The organism is Kitasatospora sp. MAP5-34 (assembly GCF_029894335.1).
Classification (GTDB): Bacteria; Actinomycetota; Actinomycetes; order Streptomycetales; family Streptomycetaceae; genus Kitasatospora.
This window is the reverse complement of the sequence record NZ_JARXZC010000001.1, coordinates 1-19710: the sequence shown is the minus strand read 5'-3', so window position 1 is coordinate 19710 and position 19710 is coordinate 1. Positions and strand designations below refer to the sequence as shown.

Below are 19710 nucleotides of genomic sequence, written 5' to 3'. Positions count from 1 at the left end.
GGCAGACGCGGTGAGCGACGAGAACGCGCAGCTGATCTACGGCCAGGGAGAAGAGGCGTGCCCCGAGGGATGCTTCGGCCTCTACCGCGCCACCAACTTCAACATCGGCCAGAGGCCGGGCGTCGGTGACAAGATCCTGGTCATCCCGGTCGGCACGTACGTCAACGACTTCTCCGTGTACGGCTTCGACCACAGCGGCGACGGGGTGAGCAGCGTCGTCAACCGCACCAATGAGGACAACGCGCTCTTCTCAGCCGCCGACCAGCGTGGGCATTCGTTGCCGGTGGACCGCAGGTCCGCGATCGCGGACCTGCGGCGGATCGCGATGGCCGACAGTCCGAACGGCACCTGGAACGACCAGCCACAGTCGGCGCTGGCGGCTCCCTTCCTGGGGAACCTGGTCGTCGAGCAGGCCTTCCTGGGCAAGTGGCAGGACTGGGAGACCCAGAAGTGGATCTACTCCTACCGAATCACGGTGCGTGCCGCGCGGACGCGCGTCGTGAAATGGGCGCTCGGCTTCGGTGACCTGCCCGAGGGGACCTCCCTGTACAAGGGCTTCACCGATGTCTTCTGGGGCCAGATCCTGCGGGACGGCACCGAGGGCAGCGTCCTGCTCGGCTCCCCGGCGGGCGGCGGACACACCATCGACCCTGGCACCGACCTCGCCATCGACATCCAGGTCCTCTACGCGAAGGAAAGTCCCGCTCACGAACACCTCAGGAGCCTGAACGCCCAGCAACTGGGCTGAGCGCAGACACCACCGAACCACCCAGCCGCAGGCCGTTCCCCACCCAGGGGGACGGCCCGCGCGCCACCCACCCAACCCCAGCTTCGTCCAGAACCGGTGCCGGACGCAGCGCGGCCCGGACGCAGCGCGGCCCGGACGCAGCGCGGCCCGGACGCAGCGATCTGGCACCCGCTCAGCGACGGCGGGCGCCCGCACGACTGGAGTGTCGTCGGCGGCGCGTCAGGCGTTCGCTTCCTGGTAGGAGGGGAAGCGCCGGACGCATACCGCCGACGCGCCGCCGACGCCGCTCACCTGGAGACAGGGGCGGCAGGGTGTAGAAGTGAACGCGGCCTGTTCCGCGCCGACGCCCCGACACCCCGACTGGAGTTCCCGGATGAAGGCTCTCGTAGCCCGCGAGTACACGACGCTCGACGGGGTCATCGTCACCGACCTCCCGAAGCCCGTCGCAGGTCCCGGTGAGGTGCTGCTCAAGGTAGAAGCCGCAGCCCTCAACCCGCTGGACCTCGCGCTGATCACGGGCGCGATGAAAGACCTCTTCCCCGTCGAACACCCCCTCGTCGTGGGGATGGACGCCGCGGGTACCGTCGCCGAACTCGGTCAGGGGGTGACGGCCTACGCACCGGGTGACCCGGTGCTCGCCTTCACCGGTCAAGCCGGGGCCGTCGCCGAGTACACCGTGGTCGCGGTGGGCCCGCACCTCGCCAAGCGGCCCGCCGGCCTCGCCGCACCGCACGCCGCGGCCATCCCCGAGTCCGGGATGACGGCCACGTGCCTGCTGCGCGCGGTCGGCCTCGCAGCGGGTGAGAGCGTGCTGGTGGTCGGTGCAACGGGAGGTATCGGCCTGTACGCGGTACAGCTCGCCGCCTCGCTCGGCGCCAAGGTGATCGCCACCGCGACCTCCGAGGACGCGGACTACGTGCGCGGGCTCGGTGCGCGGGGCACTGTCGACTACAAGGCGGGCGACGTCGCGGAGCAGACGCTGCGCCAGGTCCCGGACGGCGTGGATGTGGTGGTCGACCTGATCAACCGTGGTGACACGCTCTCCACCACGGCCCGCGCGGTCCGCGACGGGGGCCGGCTGGTCTCCCCCCTCTTCGGGCCGCAGGACCTGGGCCGGGGAGTCACCGGCGTCTACATCGGCAGCTTCACCGCCGAGCCCGGCGACCTGGAGGACCTGGCCGCTCGTGCGGCCGACGGACGGCTGCGGGTGGAGACCGGCGCCACCTACCCGTTCGCCGACGCCCCGCAGGCGGTGGCCGACTTCGCGGGCAAGCACATCCGGGGCAAGGTCCTCATCACCGTCCCGTAGCGACGAACGACTGGTGGACTCCCATGTCGGGGTGCCGTTGAAGCTCGACGGCCTGGGAACCGTCGCCCTGGACTTCAGGGACGGACGAGAACACACCAACCTGGCGAGGAACCTACTAGAACATAAAGGGCACTACGCCTACGTCAAACGCCCTCGCATTGGTGGGAGAGGTGTGCTGCCGACCTGGACGAAACCGCGGATCAGGGCCTGGACAGCACTGTCGGCACGCGCAGGTGGGGCCACAGCCCCTGGAAACCGCCCAGGAGCTGAGGCCCCACCAACACAAGCGCGGTAGCAGTAGCAGCCAGGCCGGCTCAGCTCGCGGCCGGCCCACGGTGGCGGCGCAGATAGAACGCGCCACCCCCGACCGCCGCCAGCGCGGCGGCGCCACCTGCGGCGGGCTGCCAGGAGAAAGCCGGGGAGGCCGACTTCGGCTGGTCCTGCGCCACCAGGCCGTAGCCGCCGGCCAGCCCCTTACGGTCATAGTCGGAGCCGGGCAGTTTGTCGGCGTACCGGGCGGTGACCAGCTTCTGGTAGGCGGCGAGTGCGAGGCTGTGCTTGCCCCCGAGGCTGGTGATCGCCTCCTGGTTGAGCGGCTCGATGGTGCCGTTCTCGGTCAGCCGGTACCAGGCGTGGATCTGCGGCTCGCTGAAGGTGCGGGCCTGCGGGGTGCCGCGTTCGGCGAGGCTGACATCGGCGTCGCCGTCCCGGATGCCGGCCAGTTGCCAGCCGGGTCCCTTGGACTGCGGCGCGAGCAGCACGGCCGCCTGGTGGCCGTCGGCGGCGGACACCCGGGAGACCAGGTAGGACAGGCGGAGCGCGTTCTGCGAAGTGGCCGGGACCTTGCCGGTGACGAAGTCCGGGGTGAGCGTGTAGAGCGGTACCGGGTCCTTGAGGTCGAAACCGGGCGCCGGGCCGGCCGTGTTCGGCATGGCGCGCGGGGCGCCGACCGAACCGCCGTCGGTGGCGGGTGCGGTGGTGTGCTCGGCCGCGTTGAGGAACCGTGACACGGTGTCGTGCACCTGGCCGGAGTCAAGCGTCTGCTGAGCGGCGGCGTAGTCGGGCACGTCGGAGCCGTCGGTGGCCTGCGCCGGGGCGGTACCGCAGGCGGCGGCGAGGACGGCGGCGGCCAGGACGGCGGCGCGCGCGAGGGATCGCAGGGTCTGCATGGTCGGTCGCCTCCTCAGGCGTGGATGCCGATGCGGGAGTGGGTCCACTGGAACTCGTTGTTGCTGACGTAGGTGCTGTAGTTCCACCAGGTGTAGGTCTGGGTGCTGGGCCACGGGTCGCCCACCGCGATCATGCCGCTGGTGCTGTCATAGCCGTAGATCACGTTCATGTGGCCGCCGCCGGTGGACCAGCCGATCCGCACCGCGAACGGGCGGCCGGACGAGATCTCCCTGCTGGTCTCGGTGAAGGAGGCGCTGCGGCTCAGGTCGTAGCCGCTGTTGCGGAAGCCCACGTGGGAAAGGCCGTTGGCCATGTCGTCGAGGGTGGCGGGCTGATCGTTGCAGTCGAGCCGGCTGCCCTGTGCGGCAAGGCGGCAGAAGTCGTACTGGCTGTACTGGGTGTAGCCCCAGTAGTTGGCGATGGTCAGGCCGGAGGCGTCCCAGCACCACTCGTCCTGGGCCTGCTTCTGCATGGTGATGTTCAGTGCCGTCCAGCTGGTCGGGCGGACCGAGTTGCAGACGGGCAGGTTGCCGGTGTCCTGCTCGATGAACGCGTCGGCGATGTAGTACGTGCCGGACCAGATCCACCACGGGTCGTTCTCGACGGTGTCCCCGTTGGTGCGGCAGATCATCGGTATCCGGTCGCCGATCGCCGAGGTGCCGACGAGCTGGGAGGACAGTGACGGCAGGGTGCGCTGGTTGATGGTGCTGTAGTTGCCCTGTCCGGCGATGACCGTGCCGGTGATCGTCCCGGCCTCGGCGAAGGCGCCGGTGCCCAGTATGAGCGCGCCGCACAACGCCGCCACGAGCGTGGCTATCAGGGCTTTCCGGCGCGGTGATTTACGGAGTCTGTGCATGTAGTCAGATCTCATTCCCCGTCAGATGAGCGAATGCGGGGAAGTCTGCCAGAGCCGACCGGCTGTCGATACCACTGGTCTGCGCGGGAAGAATTGCCCCCGACGCATCTAGGTGACGGATCATCAGAGTGCGTTGATTCTCCGCCAGTTGCGACTGATGAGGCACTGTGGTCTAGTCCAATGTTATGGAACTGTTATCATGGGCCGGTCGCCGTGAGACTGAATGTCAGCATGTGCAATTGCATACAGTAGGTGCAATATCACTGTGCATGACGACCCAGAAGCAGACTTTTCCAATGCATAGCCACTACTTATGGCGCGAACCGCGCGACGCTCACCGGCGGTAAGCATTCACGAGAGGTGGGCGGCTGTGACGTCCTGACGATGTGACAGGTGGGCAACGGCGAGCAGCAACACCGCGCCCCGGCCCGACCGCCACCGGGGCGCTCCCGAACGCCCCGGTCGCCGTCTCCTCGTCGCAGATCTGGACGGGGCGGTCCGAGTACCCGGGTCGGCAGCTCGCATTGGCGCGAGCGCAGGCGCGGCCCGGGAAGGGGGATCCGTGGACGCCCGGGGTGCGGGCGAAGCCCTGTGTCCGAGAAATCGGGTGGGCCGTGCGGGGGTTCCCGGCCGACGCCGGAGGCGGGTGACGGTCGGGCGGGTGACGATCAGGCGGGTGTGGCGAAGACCTGTGTCCACCAGGGGCCGTCGGCGCCGAAGTTGACGCCTACGCCGATGACGGTGAAGGTGCAGTTGAGGATGTTCTCGCGGTGGGGCGGGCTGTGCATCCACTCGTCCACCACGGCGGCCGGATCCGGCTGCCCGTACGCGATGTTCTCGCCCCAGGAGCTGAAGCTGTAGCCCGCGGCGATCAGTCGGTAGTCGGCGTGGTGGCCTTCGGGGTCGGGGTGGTCGAAGTAGTGGCGGGCGACCATGTCGTCGGAGTGCACCTGGGCGGCGGTCTGCGCCTGCGGGTTGACGGTGAGCGGGCCGCAGCCGGCCTTGGCGCGCTCGGTGTTGGTGAGGTCGGCGACCTGCCGGGCGAACTGTGCGGCGGTCCCGGTGGCCGGTGGCGCGGTGGTGACGGCTGCGGTGCCGCCGGGCCGGCTGTCGTCGGATGCCGTGGCGGTCGGTGTGGCGGTGGGTCGGGCGGTGGGTCGGGCGGCGGACTTCTTCCGGTAGGTGCCGGCGCCGGCGGAGGGCGAGCCGGCTGCCGGTGCCGTGCTGCCGGCCGGGGCCGACGGGCTGGCGGAGGCCGGCACGGACGCGGTGGTGGAGGCGGAGGAGAGGGCGGCGGGCGTACCCGGGGTGGTCGGCGCCGGTGGCAGGTCGCCTGCGGCCACCGCCACCGCCGCGTTCCCGGCGCTGGAGTGGGCGGCGGACATGACGCCGTGTCCGGCTACGGCGGCCACGACGAGCGCGGCGGCCGCCGAGATCACCGCGGCCCGGCGCCGGCCGGACCCGGCATCACGACGCCGGGAACCCCGGCGGCGCGCCCTCGCGCCGGCCGCCGCTGCGGCTGGATCCTCGCCGGTCACCGGGCCGTGCCCGGGCCCTTCCCCGAGGTCGCGGGGTAGGGGCGTCGTGAGGTCGTCGTTCATACTGGTCTGCTTCCTGGGCGGATTCGCGCCGGTGTTCGTTCCGACGCCCTGGGAGACCGCCGGACGAGGCCGGGATAACGAGAAAACCCCGACCGGAATCCACGGCGGGATTTCCGTTGTCCGCCGCGCCGCGAGGGGTCTCCAAAGGCACGGGGGTCCGTGCGGTCGAAACTTGTGAGGACAGCGGATGTACAGGGAGGGCGGCATAGGCACCGAGGTGGTCGCGGCTGCGCGCGCCGGGGACGAAGAGGCCCGGGACCGGCTGATCGCCGGATACCTGCCGCTGGTGTACAACGTCGTCGGACGCGCGATGAACGGCCGCCCGGACGTGGACGACGTGGTGCAGGAGACCATGATCCGGTTAGGCCGCGCCCACCCCCGCGTCGGCCGATCGCGGGATGGCGGGGTTTCGCCTCCCGGCCGCTGTCCTGGGTGCACTGCGGGTGCCGAAGGCGCGGGAGGTCCGCGTCGTCCCCGGGATCACCGCTGTGAGGAAGGTTGGCCGGTCTTGCTGTCCGGAGCGCGCTGCGTCATGCGAGCGATGGTTGGCGCCCTCCGTGATCGCGCTGCGGTGGGCATGCGCCGGGTCTGCCTCCCCTCGGTTCTGCGGCGGCGCCCGGGGCGCCCCGTGGACCACCGTCGGCTGTGGGCCCCCTGAAGGGCCGGCCAGGCCAGATGCCACGATATGCCCTTTCATACCTGAAAGGAGCGCCATGGAGCCGGTGTCCGACGATCTGCTGCCGGGCGAACGCCTGCTGTGGACGGAGCGGTCCGACGGCGGTGGGCGGAGCGTGTCCGAATGGCTCGGGCTCGCCGCCCTGTCCGTCATGGCGGTCGCCTCGGTCGCGTATGCAACGGTGACCTGGCAGGCAGGCGTCCCATGGTCGGTGAGGGCCGCGGTGCTGGTCCTCCTGTCCGGCTGGTGGACGCAGTTGCTGCTCGATGCCCGCCGACTGCTGCGGGTACGTCCGGCGGTCCGGCGGAGCCTGGTCTACCGTGTGACGGATCTCAGGGTGGTGGTGTCGAGCACCGACGGCACTGCTTCGTGGTGGCTCGACCAGCTGCCGGAGCCGGTGGTGCGCGGCTGCGACCTGGTGTTCCGCTCCGCGCGCCCGACCAGTCTGTTCGAGCTGGTGGCCGACAGCTTCCGGTCGCAGCCGGTGGCCGGGTGGATGCCCCGGCTCCGCGCGCTGACCGATGCCGAAGCGGTGCGGCGAACGGTGACACAAGCCGCGCAGACGATGGCGGCCGGGGCCGACCGGGGGGATCAGGCCGTGACACCGCTGGGAGGATTGCCGCCCGGTTTCACTCCCGCCCCCGGCGAGAGGGTGCTGTGGACGGGCCGCCCGGCGAAGGTGAGCTGGTGGTACGGGCCGCGAGACGCCCGGCAGGCGCTCGCCGCAGTGCTGTTCACCCTCGCGGCCGTGCTGGTCAACTGGGACTTCCCCGCTCCCGTCCAACCCGCCACCACAGCGATACCCGTGGCGGTCGGACTGGCCGCGACGATCGGCGGCCCCCTGCTGCGCCGGGCAAGAGTCGCCAGCTCCGTGTACGTGCTGACGGACCGCCGGCTGACGGCGATCTGGCGGCTGCGCCGCCCGACTGTGCGCGAAGCGAACCTGGCCACGCTGGGCCCACCGGCGGTCCTCGACGGCAACGTGGTGTGCGCGCCGACCCGGCGGGAGCGGCCAACCGGGACGGCGGTATGGCCGCTGGCCTGCGGTCAGGCCCCGGTCCTGCTCGGCCTTGCCGACCCTCAGGAGGCAGTGCTCGCCATATCCACAGCCCAGTTGGCACACCGAGTTCGCGGGGCAGCCGCCCCGTAGGCCGCCGTCCTTCTTCCCTGGACGCCGGACCGGCACGGGGACAGCGAAGGGGCGGAGCCGATGCTGCCCCGCCCCCTTCCGATCGCTGCTCCCGGTGAACCCACTGGCTCAGTTCACGGCTCAGCCCCGCTTCTCCCCCGGCTTGGAGGTGGAGGTCGTCTCCTGGCCCGCGCCCTGGTGGCTCTTCTCGATGTAGCCGATCAGAGGGGGTTGGCCTGCGACGGGGAGAAGGCGCGGACGGGTGGGACAGTGCGGAGCGAAGGGCTCCGCGCGTGCCGCAGGCGAGGTCCAGGGTGCCGACCTGGTGCCGGATGGCGGCCCGTCCTCGGCCGAACCGGGGATGGGCCGCTCGGGGGTCGGGCGCGGCAGCGCAGCATCGTGAGCGGGGGGGGTGGCGGCGTAGTCGTCCCAGAAGTCCTTGCCGTACTCGCGCACGTCGGCGGCGGAGACCTCCAGGGGAACCCAGGCGCAGCGATGACTTTCCGAGCCCGGCAGGTCGCGCCGCCAGGCCTCGTGGGGCGACTCCTGATCTGCTTGGGCAGTGCGACTACTGCAGGGTCCGCGCCGCTTCCGCCGCTACCGCCGTGGCGACCGCCGCCAGCGCGGGCGAGTCGAGGCGCCACTGCTGCCAGTAGAGCGGAACTTCGGCTGTGCGGCCCGGGAGGAACTGGACCAGCGCACCGCTGCGCAGCCGGGGCTCGGCCTGGCTGCGAGGGACGAGGCCCCAGCCGAGGCCAGCCGTCACCGCGTCGGCGAAGCCCTCGCTGGACGGGACGTAGTGCCTCAGCAGGCTGGCTCCCTGACCATCCGCCAGCTCGTTGGCGAAGGCGTCCTGCAGCTCGTCGCGACGGTCGAAGCAGACCACGGGGGCGTTCGGCAGCAGCAGGGCCGCGTCGCCGTCGAGCCAGCGAGCGGCGAACTGCGGCGCGGCGACCGGGAGGTAGACCATCGCGCCGAGCCGGCGCACCGAGCAGCCCGCTACCGGATCGGGCGAGGAGGTGACCGCCGCCATCACCTCGCCTGCGCGCAGCAGGGCGGTCGTGTGCGCCTCGTCCTCGCGGCGCAGGTCGACGTGGATCCGCGCGTCCCGCGCGAGTGAGGCCAGCGCGGGTACGAACCAGGTCGCCAGCGAGTCCGCGTTGACCGCGATCGGCAGCCAGGAGGGGCCCGACGGCTCGGCGCCCTCTCCACTCTCGGCCATCCCGAGCGCGTCACGTGCGTCGCCCTCCAGGCGGGCGAGCTGGCGGCGCTGGGCTTCGGCGCCCGCCTGCTCGCCGGCTTCTTCCACCGTGCCTCCTCCTGGCGCGTCCTGGACGCCCTGGTCGCCCTGGTCGCCACGACAATGCTGTTCACCGGCCTGTCCCTGGCCACGGGGGTCTGACGTCCGCAGACTCCCGACGGCCGAGCGGCTCACGCGGTCCGCGTGACAACAGCGGGCAGAGAAATCAGAACGGAACTGCGGTTACCAGCCCCTGGACTTGTGTCACTTGCCCTTCGCCGCGTCCTTCAACTTGGAGCCGGCGCTGACCTTGACACTGTGCCCCGCCGGGATGTCGATGGGGTCGCCGGTCTGGGGGTTGCGTGCGGTGCGGGCGGCGCGCAGGGTCCGCTCGAAGCCGAGGAAGCCGGGGATGGTGATCTTCTCGTCCCCCTTGGCGACGACCTCGCTCGTGATCTCTGCGAAGGCGTTCAGGACCGCGTCGGCGGCCTTGCGGTCCACCTCGGCGCGCTCGGCGATCGCGATCACCAGTTCACTGCGGTTCATGTGTACAAACCTTCGATCGAGGGGTCTTCTGATTCCCCGCATGCTCCCAGGCCACACCGGCAACAGCCCGGCCCGACACTCCCACGTCCCCCAAACGGCGAACATGCGTCCAACACGCCCCGCCAGGACCCCGGCGAGATGAGCAGCGGGCAGCAGCTCGACGCGGGGCTCCGGATCGAGCGCCAGTCGCATCGATGACGCAGCCGCTGTACTGAACGTGGGTGGCGGGCGGCGTGTCGCGGGCCCGTGCTGGCGTGGACGGGCGGGAGGGGGGCAGGGTGCCCATGTCCGAACGACGCGACCGCCGCCGTCTCCACGCCGTCTCATCCGCGCGCTCCGCCTCAAGAACCGCGCCGAGCGCACCACCCAGCGCGCACGCCAGGCCCTCGCCAACCTGGCCGCATGAACAACCCCGATCACAACAGGCCGCCACCAACGCATCGGTGACGGCCCGTCCTGCTTCCCACATCGAAGGGTCCACTGCGAACCGGATGTGAACGGACGCGGTCCAGGGCTGCTGCCGGTGTTCCGGGAGCTGGTGGGGCGGGGTGCGGCGGTCCGGTAGTGGTCGTAGGAGGCGATCTTGCTGATCAGCCAGCCGGCCCGGGCCATCGTGCCGAGGTGGCGGCGTACCGTCCTGGTGCTCTTCGCCGTCGGGGTGAGCCAGGCATGGAGTTGAGCGGGCATCGCGACCCCGGTGCAGGCGAGCAGCTGCAGAATCCGCACGTCATGCCCGACACCCCGCCCGGTGACAGCGGGGGAAGAGGAAACTCGGCACCATTGACGGCCCGGCTTGCGGGCCTGTGCATCGCGGAAACGCACCTCGGGCCGGTCTCAGCCGCATCCTCCCGGCACCCGTGATCGTGCTTCTGGGTGCGCCCGTGCTCGCGTCCCTGGGTACCGGTGCGGGCCGGGGACGGGCCCGGTGCGGCGGGGCCCGCAGCGACTGCCTGAGCTGGTCGATCATCTCCGCTCCTCCACCGCCATCGAGCGGCCCCGGCCAAGCTCCCCGGGCCTGCGGATGGTCTCAACGCCAGTCGTCGATCACATAGGCGCCGGGGTGGCTGTAGCCGGGATCGTTGGGCCTGTGCATGGTGACGCCCTGCAACCAGGTGCGGAAACCACGGTCGGCCATTCGCCGGTAGGCATCCGGGCGGCCCAGGTTCATTCCGGCGTCCAGCTGTCCCAGGCCGCGCTCGGAGGCCAGCCGCTCGCACGCGTCGAGCAATCGCTCGAACCGGTCGGCGGCCTCCGGGCCGGGGCGTACGGCGCCGAATTTGACGAAGCACACGTCCTCGCCGGCCTCCGATCCGGCTCCGCAGTGGCAGACGGCCAAGCCGTCGAGTGTGGAGCCGCCGCCCTGGAGCAGGATGGTGTCACCAAGTCCCTGCACGTGCGTGGCCACGATCTCGCGTTCCAGGTCCAGGCCCTCGTACACCGCCCCGGTCAGTTCCCGACCGGCATCCAGCCAGTCGGGCCGCTCGGCGGCGGGCACCTCCCCGTACAGCACTCGGCCAGGGACCGTCGCACTGCCCGCGACCTGCTTCTTCATGACGGCCGTGAGGAATCGGGGCCAGAAACCGTATCTGCGGTAGAGCTCAAGGTGCTTGGGGCTGTGCGAGAAGGTGAACAGGCCGAGGTGGCGGTTTCCCCAGGTGTCGAAGCAGTCCATGACCGGCTCCATGAGGCGCTTGCCGATGCCCTGGTCCCACAGATCCGGACGCACGGTCAGCGGTCCGAAGTACCCGACACTGCCCCAGTTGGCGGCGAAGTTCGATCCCGCGAGTTCGCCGTCGACCGTCGCGGCGAAGGCCGCCTGCGGATCGGCCGCCCAGCGGGTGCGGACGTACTCGGCACTCCCGAAGAACGTCTCCGGCTCGGGGACTCCGAGGAACGTCCCGAAGGCGACCCTGAAGATCTCGTCCGCCCGGTCCAGGTCCGCCTCGCCCAGCGGGCGCACTGACACCGGGCCCGCAACAGTCCTCCGCTCCGCTGCCGGTGAGGTCATCGCTCTCTCCTTCCCGCGCCCCCGGTTTCATCACACCACCAGGGGCGCCGCACGGCGAAGCGAAACGTCCGCCGACACCCCTCCACGCCCCATGTCTCCCGTGCAACAGGCCCCGGGGTGCCGAGGCGGACCGAATCCCCGCAGCAGGGTCCTGTCGGGCTCGGAAAGTCATCGCTGCGCGTACAGCCGGTGGCCGAGCTCGTACCCCACGAGCCGGACGCAGACGGCGAGCCCCTCGATCGCCTGCTCCAGCTCCGCGAGGCGAGGGTAGCTGGGCGCGATCCGGATGACCGCGTCGCGCGGGTCGTCGCCGTACGGGTGCGTGGCGCCGGCCGGGGTCAGTACGATGCCCGCCTCGGCGGCACGGCGTACGACCTCCTTGGCACAGCCGTCCGGCACCTCGAGGGTCACGAAGTACCCGCCCTTGGGCGAGGTCCATGTCGCGAGCCCGGTCCCGCCGAGCTCGGCGTCCAGGATCCGCGCCACCACCTCGAACTTGGGCTGCAGCAGGGCACGCTGGCGCTCCATGTGGGCTCGCACCCCGTCGGCGTCCCGCAGGAACAGGACGTGCCGCAGCTGGTTGACCTTGTCGGGACCGATCGACCGCTTGGCGTTGTTGCCGAGCAGCCACTGCACGTTCGCGGGCGACGAGCCGAAGAAAGCGACGCCCGAGCCCGCCGAGGTGATCTTCGAGGTGGAGCCGAACACGAACGCCCGGTCCGGGTTCCCGGCCCCGGCACAGGCGGCGAGCAGATCGGCGATCTCGACGGGCTCGTCGGTGAGGTGGTGGACGGTGTAGGCGTTGTCCCAGAAGATCCGGAAGTCGCATGCGGCGGTGCTCATCGAGGCGAGCCGCGCCACAGTCGCGTCGCTGTAGCAGACGCCGTCCGGATTGCTGTACTTCGGTACGCACCAGATGCCCTTGATCGTCGGGTCTTCGGCGACGAGCCGCTCCACGACCTCCATGTCCGGGCCCTCGGCGGTCATCGGCACCGGGATCATGTCGATCCCGAACCGCTCGCAGAGCGCGAAGTGCCGGTCGTAGCCGGGTACCGGGCACAGGAACGCGATCCGCTCCTGCTCCACCCAGCGCGACTCGGCGCCCGGCAGCAGGCTCAGCAGGGCGTGCACCAGGCAGTCATGCATCAGCTCGAGGCTGGAGTTCCCGGCCGCCAGCAGCTGCCCCGCCGGCACCTGGAGCATCCCGGCGAAGATCTCCCGGAGTTCGGGCAACCCCTGCAGACCGCCATAGTTGCGCACGTCCGTGCCGTCGGCGGAGGCGTGCCGCCCGCCGGGCAGGCTCAGCAGGTCCTCGGAGAGGTCGAGCTGCTCCGGTGCCGGCTTGCCCCGGGTGAGGTCGAGCGAGAGCCCGCGTCCCGTGAGGTCCTGGTAGTCTTGGCGGGCCCGCTCAAGGAGCCCGGTCAGGGCATCAGGGCTCAGCTCGGTGGTCATGCTGTTTCCTCTCACAGGTGCCGCATCGACGGGGTGGCGCCTGCCGAGAATACAAACCGGCGCGGGGACGGCCCGGGAGCCGGGCGCCCTGCGGGCGTTAGGCGACGTCATGAAGACCCCATGCCCGCCCGTGCCGCACCAGACCCCGCACCCCTACCCCGGCAAGATCCGCCGGACAGCGGACCACCCTGCTTCGCCGCGGTTCCAGCCGGCCGGCCAGCTCGAGTTCCTGCGGCGGATCGGCAGTACTGCGCGGCGCTGGCGAATGGCGAGCCCGCCGACCCTCCTGGCCGATGGACCCGATCTTCGCCGAACTCGCCTCGCGCTCCTTGGCACTGCGTTACGAGCGTCACAGTGCCTGGTGCCCGCACTGAGGTCTCTGAGCCCCCTCAGCCGGGGCCGGGCTGGGTAGGGCCCAACCAGCTGCCGCCCGGCCCTGCCGGACGGGACGGCGCCGCGAACGCGGCCGCCAGGGCGAACCGGCCACCAGGGCCGTCCACTGCGGGTCCGCCTGGCCCGGCACAGTCCGCCCCGCTGTGGACCAGCGCCGCGCGAGCTCGTTGAAGATCGGTTCGTCGGGCAGCTGCAAAACCGTTTCACCGCGCGCGGCCACGGGACGCCATGCCCTCGTCATCGCCGTCACGCCCCTTCAACACCCGCCACCGCCCCCAGGTCACCCCTTCACGGTCTCCGGTCGCCCGAACGAGGACCAGTGACGCGCTCCTGCCAGGGTGGCTCCAGAAACGGTGCGCCACAGCGGTCGACAAATATCGCATTCTGCCCACAGCGGGGAGACTGAACTTGTCGGGTTGTGAGGTCGCGCGACGCTGCAAGCGGAGGCGGAAGCATGAATACTGGCGAATTGCGCCGCTCGATGGGCGCTGGAATCGCGTTCGTGGTCCTGTTCGTCGTAGGCGTCCTGATGATCAACACGCCGAATATCAAGTCGAGCGATACGGACGCAGGCGCCGCGCAGAAGTACGTGAACTATCTGTCCGACAGCGGCCACCGAGCTCAGCTCCTGATCAGCGCCTGGCTGCTCGTCCTCGCTGCCCTGGCCTTCGTATGGTTCACCACAGGGCTACGGTCCTGGTTCGCGTCCCAGCCCATGGCCGGACGGCTCACAGCACATCTCGGTGTCCTCGGCGCCGCCGGAATAGCCGCCGGCTCGACAGCGGGCGCCGTCGTAGCCGGGTCGGTGGCGTTCGGAAACGAGCCGGTGCCCAACGGAGATGTGATCCGGATCGTCATGGACCTGGAATTCCCACTCCTGTTCATCGTCTTCGGCCTGGCCAGCGCTGCTGTGATCGCGACCGTGTCCGTCGCCGTGCTGCGCACGGGGGTCCTGCCGCGCTGGGTCGCGCACACTGGCTGGGTCGCGGTGCTCGGCAGCCTGACCGGTGTCTTCTTCGTTCCCCTCGTGCTGCCGCTCCTCTGGTACCTCGCCGTCGGCATCCTGGGATCGCGGCGTTCCGCGGCATCGGCCGTTGTGGACCGGACCGCCTCGGTCCCGACCGTGACTCCCGGCGGGTAGCCCAGGGCGCCACAGGCCGGACCGCCGTTACGGAGGTCCGGCCTGTTTCAGACGTTACGCGGCGACTCGGGGGAAGCCGGTCCAACAGGCCCGCCAACGCGTTGACCGCGTCGGCCGCCACCTGCCCAGGTCTACCTGGCCGCGGTCACCGACCGGATAGCTGCCTCGGGCCTGCGGCGCGGCCACCCGAGCCGGTCCAGAGCCTGGTTCAGACGTTGCGCGGACGAGATGCCCTGCAGCAAGAGCCCGGACACCGGCACGGGCACGCTGGCATCGATCATCTCCTCGCCCGACAGGGCGACACTGCCGAGCGTCCCTCGGAGCCACCAGCCGAAGACGCTGCCTCGAACGTCAGTTGGTTCATGCCGCCGGCTTGGCAAAGCTGCCGGGCCCCGACCCCCACCTTCTGCCGAGTTCCGGGCCGACGCTCCCTCCGGCGGTCCACAGCCCACACCCTCACTGACACAGCCAAGCGGATCACCGGCCCGAGGCTCGTAGTGCGCCCATCCGCCGGCCCCGAACGCCCCGATCTCGGTGAGCAGCGCGGCGCCGTCGGCCAGTTCCGCCGCTCGATGCCCTGCTCGGGATCGGGGAACTCGGCCCCGCTGCGCGGAGATCCCGTCGGAGTAGCTGAGCAGCTCCTCCAGGGCTGCGGCGCGGGCGTGTTCGAGGGTGATCAGATCGGCGGGGATCTCGGGGGCGTCCACGGTTTGCAATCGTAGGAGGGGGCAAGTCAGCGGGGTGGTCGGGCGGGTGGTGACGACCACGCTGTCCAACCTGCAGCAAATCGCCCGCCCCGACATACGCCGAACCGACCGACTCGGCGGCCTCCTCCACGAGTACCAACACACTGCCTGAGCAGGGCGGATGATGTTTTCGGCAAGCGCACGGTCACCACGCCGCGCGAAGTCCCTGACTGCGCTGGGAACGTGAGGAACGCTCATACGACTGGCCACGGGTGGCGGTGTCCATGGTGTTCATGGTGCGTTCCTCTCCCTGCGTCGTCCGGTGCCGTTGTGCCCACTGTGCATCAGGCCCGCCAGGAGGGACAGCCGCTTTCCGTGCCGCGTCGCGGCATCCATTCCGGTGCGGGGGACGGCCGTGGGCCGTGCGGTCGTGTGCGGAGGCTGGGCGGGCGGGACGGGACCGGGCGCGGCACGCCGACTGTTGGGGGGTGCAGGGCCTCGCCGCGCTCGGGGGTGCGCGGCGAGGCCGTGTCGTTCCAGGATGATGGCGGAGCCGGTGGGCCGCTTCCGCGGGTAGACCGTCAGGACGTATGACGGCCGCAGGGCGCCGGACGGCGCGGGGCACCGCTACCTGCGGCGGGTCGTCCAGCCGCAGGTAGCGCGTGCTGTTCAACGCCCCTGATTCCCGCTCAACCTGACACGGCTGTGGCACGGTTCCGTCGGCTTCTTCGAAGCTCCGCCCGGATCAGTACCACGACCAACATCAGGCATGGGAGAACGCCCCACAGGAGCATCCTCACTGCCGCCGCCCTGTCGTCCTCTTGGCCCGTGTAGGTACCGAGCGACGATGAGTAGCTCGTAAGGAAGGCCACAAGGTCGGCCACCGCGAGCGTGAGTACGAGCGCCCCGACGGCTACCACGCCGAGAAGCCACAGCACTCGGCCGATCCGCCCCCGCATCCTGCCTCCTGCGCCTGCCGTTGTAGCACCGGACCCTACTCGCTCAGAAATCCCACGCGCAGGTGATGGCGCACGCGGGCGGTGGAGTCTCGATGACCGAAGTCAAACGGCAGGACCGGAACCGGGACGGCCGGGTTGTCGGCGGCACTGTCGCGCACCAGTGCGACCGGCACTCTCGTCCCCGCGTGCCGTACCTGTCACAATCCAGCGGTGAGCGAGACGGTCTTTCGGTACACCCGGCGGCAGCGACGCGGCGTTGTGGGCTCTGCCCTGGCTCTGGGCGCGGGCGCGCTGGCGGTCATGCTGTACTGCGGCGTCCTCGTCGTGCATCACCGGATCGCCGAGGCGGCCGGCACGTGGGGCACGCTGGGCTTCACGCCCTTGGTGCTGGGCGCCTTGGCAGTCGGCCTGGCAAGGGGTTCGACCCGCGTTGACGACCACGGCATCCACGCCAGCAGCGTCTGGCGGCACTGGCGCTGCTCCTGGGCGGAGATCCAGAGCGTGGACGAGGTCACGGAGTGGGGGCTTGGCAACACCATCACCCGGATCCGGATCACGCGGTCCAACGGGCGCCCCTTCAAACTCCCGGCTCCCTACGATTCGCAGAACATCGGGCGGGACCCCGACTTCGCCCTCAAACTGACCCGGATACAGCAGACGTGGAAAGCGGGCCGCAAGGCCGGTTCAAGAAGCGCGTGAGAGGTCGTACCTGGTCGGTCCGGGCACTGCGACCTGCGACCTGCGACCTGCGAACGGGCATGAGGTTCCTCCGGGATGCGGGTCGTGGTTGAGTCTGCTGGAGATTCGCTCCCCGCCATACTTGCGGCATGGACAGCTATGACGGCACCGCGACGCTCGAATGGTGGGCCAACCCATCGACATACCTGGGCAGGTTCCGTGTGACCCTCACAGTCTCGGCGGTCAGCGGCGGCTGGAAGGGCGTCGCGATGTCCGACACTCCCCTGTCGGAGCCTCACAGAGAAGGCCTCGACCTTCTGATGCAGCTCGATCCGGTCTTCACTCTACGCTTCGCGGACGACAGCACCGTCTTGGTCAACGTCATCGCCGAAGGGGCCGACGAGCGTCTCATCCTCAACCCCTTCGAATCGGGTCAACTCGCGGGCTCCCGGACAGGAGTGGAGTTGTAGCCGGTTCTCGAAGCCCCGTTCAGTGCATCCTGGTTGAGGCGAGTGATGGGGTGTCGGCGCACACGTGAACGTCCCCAGTCGCGGATGGAGAACGTGCCCCGGCGCCCGGCAGAATTTCGGCATACCCCGCTGACGGCGCTGCCTACCGGAAGATCCCCACGAGGCCGTCCCCGCCCTTGGCACACACGAAGGTGCGTGCAACGCAGCTCCCACTTGTCGGGGGCTCCCAGCAGGACCAGTTGTGACCAGCCCCCGACTGATGACAGCGGCCCCCGGAGCCGTAGCCCCAGTGGCCGGGCGGCGGACTGAACAGTTCAGACCTCTTCGTCCCGCAGTGGAGCGCTGTGCCAGCGGTCGAATGCGCGGCGAGGGTGTGTGGGCAGCTCGGCGCGCCCGGTGGCCCAGAGCAGGGTGGGCCACCGGTCCGTGTCCTTGGGTGCCTCGGGGAACAGCCGGGCCAGGGCTCGGTCGCACAGGTCGGCGGGCGGCTGCGGTCCGGGGTCCGGGTCGTCGTGGTCCGTACACCCGGCCCCGCATCAACGCCTCGTCATCCATACCCACCAAATAACGATCTCTACCAGTAGACACCTGCCGCGAGTACCCGTCGGCGGGCACCGGCGGCTCGGTGACCGCCGCTGCCCGCCACGTTCAAACTGGTCGGCCCGCCGCCGCTCACCCAGCCCGAACGTCCCGGTCTGATCCACGACCTGTTGCTCAGCCCACTGGAAGACCCGCAGCAGCCCGGCCGTTGGGTCGAAGCTGCCGAAGCCCTGGAAGCGATCGCGGCCGGCACGGCCCGCTGGGCTGACCAGCAGTCCAAGGTGCCTGGGGAGGGCCTCAGACGAAGAACGCGTCCATGCCCGGCACGTCGGAGAGGTAGGTCTCGATCGCGCCGATCCGCCCGTCGCGCACGAAGCAGACAGTGGCCAGGTACTCGTCGAGCACCAGACCGTCGCGCTCGGCGGTGTTGTGCAGCGAGAGCGCGAAGTTGTCCCGACTGACCAGGACGCGCTGGAGCTCGAAGTTCACGCCGTAGCCAGCGATCAGCCGGATCCGCTCGACCACGGCGTCCGCGCCGCGCGCCTCGCCGGAGATCCGGTTACTGCCGGGCAGCGTCCACGTCGCGTCGTCGGTGAGCAGCGAGCGGAACAACTCCCAGTCGGCGGTGCCCAGGACGGTGCGGAACTGCTCTGCGAGTGCGAGTGCGAGCGCCGATGTGGTGCTGGTGCTGGTGCTGGGTGTAGCGGACATCTGACGGTCCTCCGGGAAGTCGTGTGCGTGCTCTGTCCTGTCGGCCGGGCGCCCGTGGCTCCAGCATCCTGGGGGCCGCGGGGAAACGGAAATGCCGCCCCGACCTGGAGTTCATGCGCCGCGTGCATAATGCCGCCATGACCGTGGAAGAGCTGCGCTGGTTCCTCGCCGTGGCCGAGACCGAGCACGTCACCGACGCCGCCGCCCTACTGGGCACCTCGCAGCCGACACTCTCCCGGGCCATCGGGCGCCTGGAGCGACGCGTCGGTACCCGGTTGTTCGACCGCGACCAGCACCGGCTGCGGCTCAACGACTACGGCCGGGTCTACCGCCGCCACGCGCAGCGGGCGCTGGACGAACTGGACACCGCCCAGGACCGGATCGCCGCCCTGCTGCAACCGCCCGCCGACACCCTGCGGCTGGCTTTCCTGCATTCGCTGGGCGGCTGGCTGCTGCCCGAACTGCTCGGCACCTACCAACGCGAGTCGCCCAACGCCCGGTTCACCCTGCACCAGGAGTCCGCGACCACGGTGCTGGAACTGCTCCAGGACGGCTCCGCAGAGGTGGGCCTCACCAGCCCGCGGCCGTCCGGCGCCGGGTGGGGCTGGCTGCCGCTGCGCGAGGAGCGCCTGCAACTCGCCGTCCCGGTCGGCCACCCCCTGGCGGACCGTACGGCGCTGCGCCTGGCCGAGCTGGTGGACGAACGCCTCATCATCATGCGGCAGGCGGCGGGCCTGCGGCAGATCACCTGCCAGATCTTCCACCGGGCCGGCGTCACGCCCTCAGTGGTGATGGAAGCCGGCGAGGTCGCCACGATCCGTAGCATGGTCGGGGCCGGGCTCGGCGTGGCTGTCGTCCCGGCAGGGGACGGCGGCGCGCCCCAGCCCGGCGTGCGGCTGGTGCCTCTCACCGACCCGGACGCGTTCCGTAGCATCGGCCTGCTCTGGCACCAGGAGCGGCCTACCTCGCCGGCCGGCCGTCGCTTCCGCGCCTTCGCCGGCCGACAGGCAGGCGAAAGCCAGCGGCTGGTGAACCCGGCTGATCCGCGCTAGGTGGCGGAGAAGGCAGGATTCGAACCTGCGTGTGCTTGCACCCGATCGGGACCAGAGCCCCGGCCCCCGATCAACCACTCCGGGCAGTTGACCCTGTCGAGAAGGTCGAGCGGATCATGCGCGAGCGCGACATCCGGGGTATCACCCGCCGCAGGCGCCGCCACCTGACGAAACAGGACACCAAGGCCGCCCCGGCCCCCGACCTGATCGGCCGCGACTTCACCGCGAAGCGGCCCGGTACGAAGCTCGTCGGGTCGGGTAGCCGGAGGGAACTTCCCCCTCCGGCTCCCGCAGAACCGTGCGTAACAGTCTCCCGTTACACGGCTCTTGTCACCCTGAGCACCA

Annotated in this window: 17 protein-coding genes and 4 pseudogenes; 10 read left to right on the top strand and 11 right to left on the bottom strand. The window is 70.4% G+C overall.

The window, feature by feature from the left end:
• Positions 1-10 precede the first annotated feature (10 nt).
• Together P3T29_RS00105 and P3T29_RS00100 are read left to right on the top strand one after the other, a co-directional pair.
• Positions 11-748 (top strand): hypothetical protein, encoded by a 738-nt coding sequence (locus P3T29_RS00105; RefSeq protein WP_280714089.1) that lies wholly within the window; start codon positions 11-13, stop codon positions 746-748.
• 373 nt (positions 749-1121) lie between these two features.
• The gene (locus tag P3T29_RS00100) at positions 1122-2057 is read left to right on the top strand and encodes an NADP-dependent oxidoreductase (protein ID WP_280714088.1); all 936 of its coding nucleotides are present in this window, start codon (positions 1122-1124) and stop codon (positions 2055-2057) included.
• 314 nt (positions 2058-2371) lie between these two features.
• Here the strand turns inward: P3T29_RS00100 and P3T29_RS00095 are convergent, their stop codons facing one another.
• The 3 genes from P3T29_RS00095 to P3T29_RS00085 all read right to left on the bottom strand — a co-directional run bounded on the left by P3T29_RS00095 (position 2372) and on the right by P3T29_RS00085 (position 5684).
• The gene (locus P3T29_RS00095) at positions 2372-3226 is read right to left on the bottom strand and encodes a hypothetical protein (RefSeq protein WP_280714087.1); all 855 of its coding nucleotides are present in this window, start codon (positions 3224-3226) and stop codon (positions 2372-2374) included.
• Positions 3227-3240: 14 nt separating this feature from the next.
• Positions 3241-4083 carry a papain-like cysteine protease family protein gene (locus tag P3T29_RS00090; protein WP_280714086.1) on the bottom strand — a complete coding sequence of 281 codons (843 nt, stop codon included), beginning with the start codon at positions 4081-4083 and terminating at the stop codon, positions 3241-3243.
• A 668-nt stretch (positions 4084-4751) separates the two neighbouring features.
• On the bottom strand, positions 4752-5684 hold the full coding sequence (locus P3T29_RS00085; protein WP_280714085.1) for a CAP domain-containing protein: 933 nt from the start codon (positions 5682-5684) through the stop codon (positions 4752-4754).
• Positions 5685-5871: 187 nt separating this feature from the next.
• Between P3T29_RS00085 and P3T29_RS00080 the strand changes: the two are divergent.
• A pseudogene (locus P3T29_RS00080) lies at positions 5872-6069 on the top strand (sigma factor); the annotation flags it as partial.
• Between the two features lie 328 nt (positions 6070-6397).
• Positions 6398-7510, top strand: coding sequence for a hypothetical protein (locus P3T29_RS00075; RefSeq protein WP_280714084.1), 1113 nt, complete (start codon positions 6398-6400; stop codon positions 7508-7510).
• 120 nt (positions 7511-7630) lie between these two features.
• On the opposite strand, the gene P3T29_RS32650 is transcribed toward P3T29_RS00075, so the two are convergent.
• On the bottom strand, positions 7631-7945 hold the full coding sequence (locus P3T29_RS32650) for a hypothetical protein (RefSeq protein ID WP_348532777.1): 315 nt from the start codon (positions 7943-7945) through the stop codon (positions 7631-7633).
• 112 nt (positions 7946-8057) lie between these two features.
• Positions 8058-8798 carry an ArgP/LysG family DNA-binding transcriptional regulator gene (locus P3T29_RS00065; RefSeq protein WP_280714083.1) on the bottom strand — a complete coding sequence of 247 codons (741 nt, stop codon included), beginning with the start codon at positions 8796-8798 and terminating at the stop codon, positions 8058-8060.
• Here P3T29_RS00065 and P3T29_RS00060 point away from each other — a divergent pair.
• Positions 8754-8891: pseudogene (locus P3T29_RS00060) on the top strand (amino acid transporter); the annotation flags it as partial. The gene P3T29_RS00065 and the pseudogene P3T29_RS00060 overlap by 45 nt on opposite strands.
• A 102-nt stretch (positions 8892-8993) precedes the next feature.
• Here P3T29_RS00060 and P3T29_RS00055 read toward each other — a convergent pair.
• From P3T29_RS00055 to P3T29_RS00045, 3 genes are all read right to left on the bottom strand, one after another.
• Positions 8994-9275 (bottom strand): HU family DNA-binding protein, encoded by a 282-nt coding sequence (locus P3T29_RS00055; protein ID WP_280714082.1) that lies wholly within the window; start codon positions 9273-9275, stop codon positions 8994-8996.
• 1027 nt (positions 9276-10302) lie between these two features.
• On the bottom strand, positions 10303-11283 hold the full coding sequence (locus tag P3T29_RS00050) for a GNAT family N-acetyltransferase (protein WP_280714081.1): 981 nt from the start codon (positions 11281-11283) through the stop codon (positions 10303-10305).
• Between the two features lie 168 nt (positions 11284-11451).
• Positions 11452-12735 (bottom strand): aminotransferase class I/II-fold pyridoxal phosphate-dependent enzyme, encoded by a 1284-nt coding sequence (locus P3T29_RS00045; RefSeq protein ID WP_280714080.1) that lies wholly within the window; start codon positions 12733-12735, stop codon positions 11452-11454.
• An 862-nt stretch (positions 12736-13597) separates the two neighbouring features.
• Between P3T29_RS00045 and P3T29_RS00040 the strand changes: the two genes are divergently transcribed.
• Positions 13598-14269, top strand: coding sequence for a hypothetical protein (locus tag P3T29_RS00040; RefSeq protein ID WP_280714079.1), 672 nt, complete (start codon positions 13598-13600; stop codon positions 14267-14269).
• A gap of 131 nt (positions 14270-14400) precedes the next feature.
• On the opposite strand, the gene P3T29_RS00035 is transcribed toward P3T29_RS00040, so the two are convergent.
• Entirely contained in the window at positions 14401-14976 is a 576-nt protein-coding gene (locus P3T29_RS00035; protein WP_280714078.1) for a hypothetical protein, read from the bottom strand.
• Positions 14977-16124: 1148 nt separating this feature from the next.
• On the opposite strand from P3T29_RS00035, the gene P3T29_RS00030 reads away from it, so the two are divergent.
• Both P3T29_RS00030 and P3T29_RS00025 read left to right on the top strand, forming a co-directional pair.
• Positions 16125-16613, top strand: coding sequence for a hypothetical protein (locus tag P3T29_RS00030; RefSeq protein ID WP_280714077.1), 489 nt, complete (start codon positions 16125-16127; stop codon positions 16611-16613).
• Positions 16614-16741: 128 nt separating this feature from the next.
• Positions 16742-17062, top strand: a complete 321-nt coding sequence (locus tag P3T29_RS00025) for a hypothetical protein (protein WP_280714076.1) — start codon at positions 16742-16744, stop codon at positions 17060-17062.
• A 314-nt stretch (positions 17063-17376) separates the two neighbouring features.
• Here the strand turns inward: P3T29_RS00025 and P3T29_RS00020 are convergent.
• Positions 17377-17550, bottom strand: a pseudogene (locus P3T29_RS00020) (VOC family protein); the annotation flags it as partial.
• 349 nt (positions 17551-17899) lie between these two features.
• Complete coding sequence (locus P3T29_RS00015; protein WP_280714075.1) at positions 17900-18313, bottom strand: nuclear transport factor 2 family protein; 414 nt, start codon at positions 18311-18313, stop codon at positions 17900-17902.
• Between the two features lie 137 nt (positions 18314-18450).
• Between P3T29_RS00015 and P3T29_RS00010 the strand changes: the two genes are divergently transcribed.
• Together P3T29_RS00010 and P3T29_RS00005 are read left to right on the top strand one after the other, a co-directional pair.
• On the top strand, positions 18451-19365 hold the full coding sequence (locus P3T29_RS00010) for a LysR family transcriptional regulator (protein ID WP_280714074.1): 915 nt from the start codon (positions 18451-18453) through the stop codon (positions 19363-19365).
• 116 nt (positions 19366-19481) lie between these two features.
• Positions 19482-19710 (top strand): annotated as a pseudogene (locus tag P3T29_RS00005) (hypothetical protein); the annotation flags it as partial.

What these genes read in the sequence shown, in the direction of transcription:
- P3T29_RS00010 (WP_280714074.1), top strand. Translation starts at nt 18,451, where the DNA reads ATGACCGTGGAAGAGCTGCGCTGGTTCCTCGCCGTGGCCGAGACCGAG.
- P3T29_RS00095 (WP_280714087.1), bottom strand. Translation starts at nt 3,226, where the DNA reads ATGCAGACCCTGCGATCCCTCGCGCGCGCCGCCGTCCTGGCCGCCGCC.
- P3T29_RS00090 (WP_280714086.1), bottom strand. Translation starts at nt 4,083, where the DNA reads ATGCACAGACTCCGTAAATCACCGCGCCGGAAAGCCCTGATAGCCACG.
- P3T29_RS00100 (WP_280714088.1), top strand. Translation starts at nt 1,122, where the DNA reads ATGAAGGCTCTCGTAGCCCGCGAGTACACGACGCTCGACGGGGTCATC.
- P3T29_RS00050 (WP_280714081.1), bottom strand. Translation starts at nt 11,283, where the DNA reads ATGACCTCACCGGCAGCGGAGCGGAGGACTGTTGCGGGCCCGGTGTCA.
- P3T29_RS00075 (WP_280714084.1), top strand. Translation starts at nt 6,398, where the DNA reads ATGGAGCCGGTGTCCGACGATCTGCTGCCGGGCGAACGCCTGCTGTGG.
- P3T29_RS00025 (WP_280714076.1), top strand. Translation starts at nt 16,742, where the DNA reads ATGGACAGCTATGACGGCACCGCGACGCTCGAATGGTGGGCCAACCCA.
- P3T29_RS00015 (WP_280714075.1), bottom strand. Translation starts at nt 18,313, where the DNA reads ATGTCCGCTACACCCAGCACCAGCACCAGCACCACATCGGCGCTCGCA.
- P3T29_RS00055 (WP_280714082.1), bottom strand. Translation starts at nt 9,275, where the DNA reads ATGAACCGCAGTGAACTGGTGATCGCGATCGCCGAGCGCGCCGAGGTG.
- P3T29_RS00045 (WP_280714080.1), bottom strand. Translation starts at nt 12,735, where the DNA reads ATGACCACCGAGCTGAGCCCTGATGCCCTGACCGGGCTCCTTGAGCGG.
- P3T29_RS00085 (WP_280714085.1), bottom strand. Translation starts at nt 5,684, where the DNA reads ATGAACGACGACCTCACGACGCCCCTACCCCGCGACCTCGGGGAAGGG.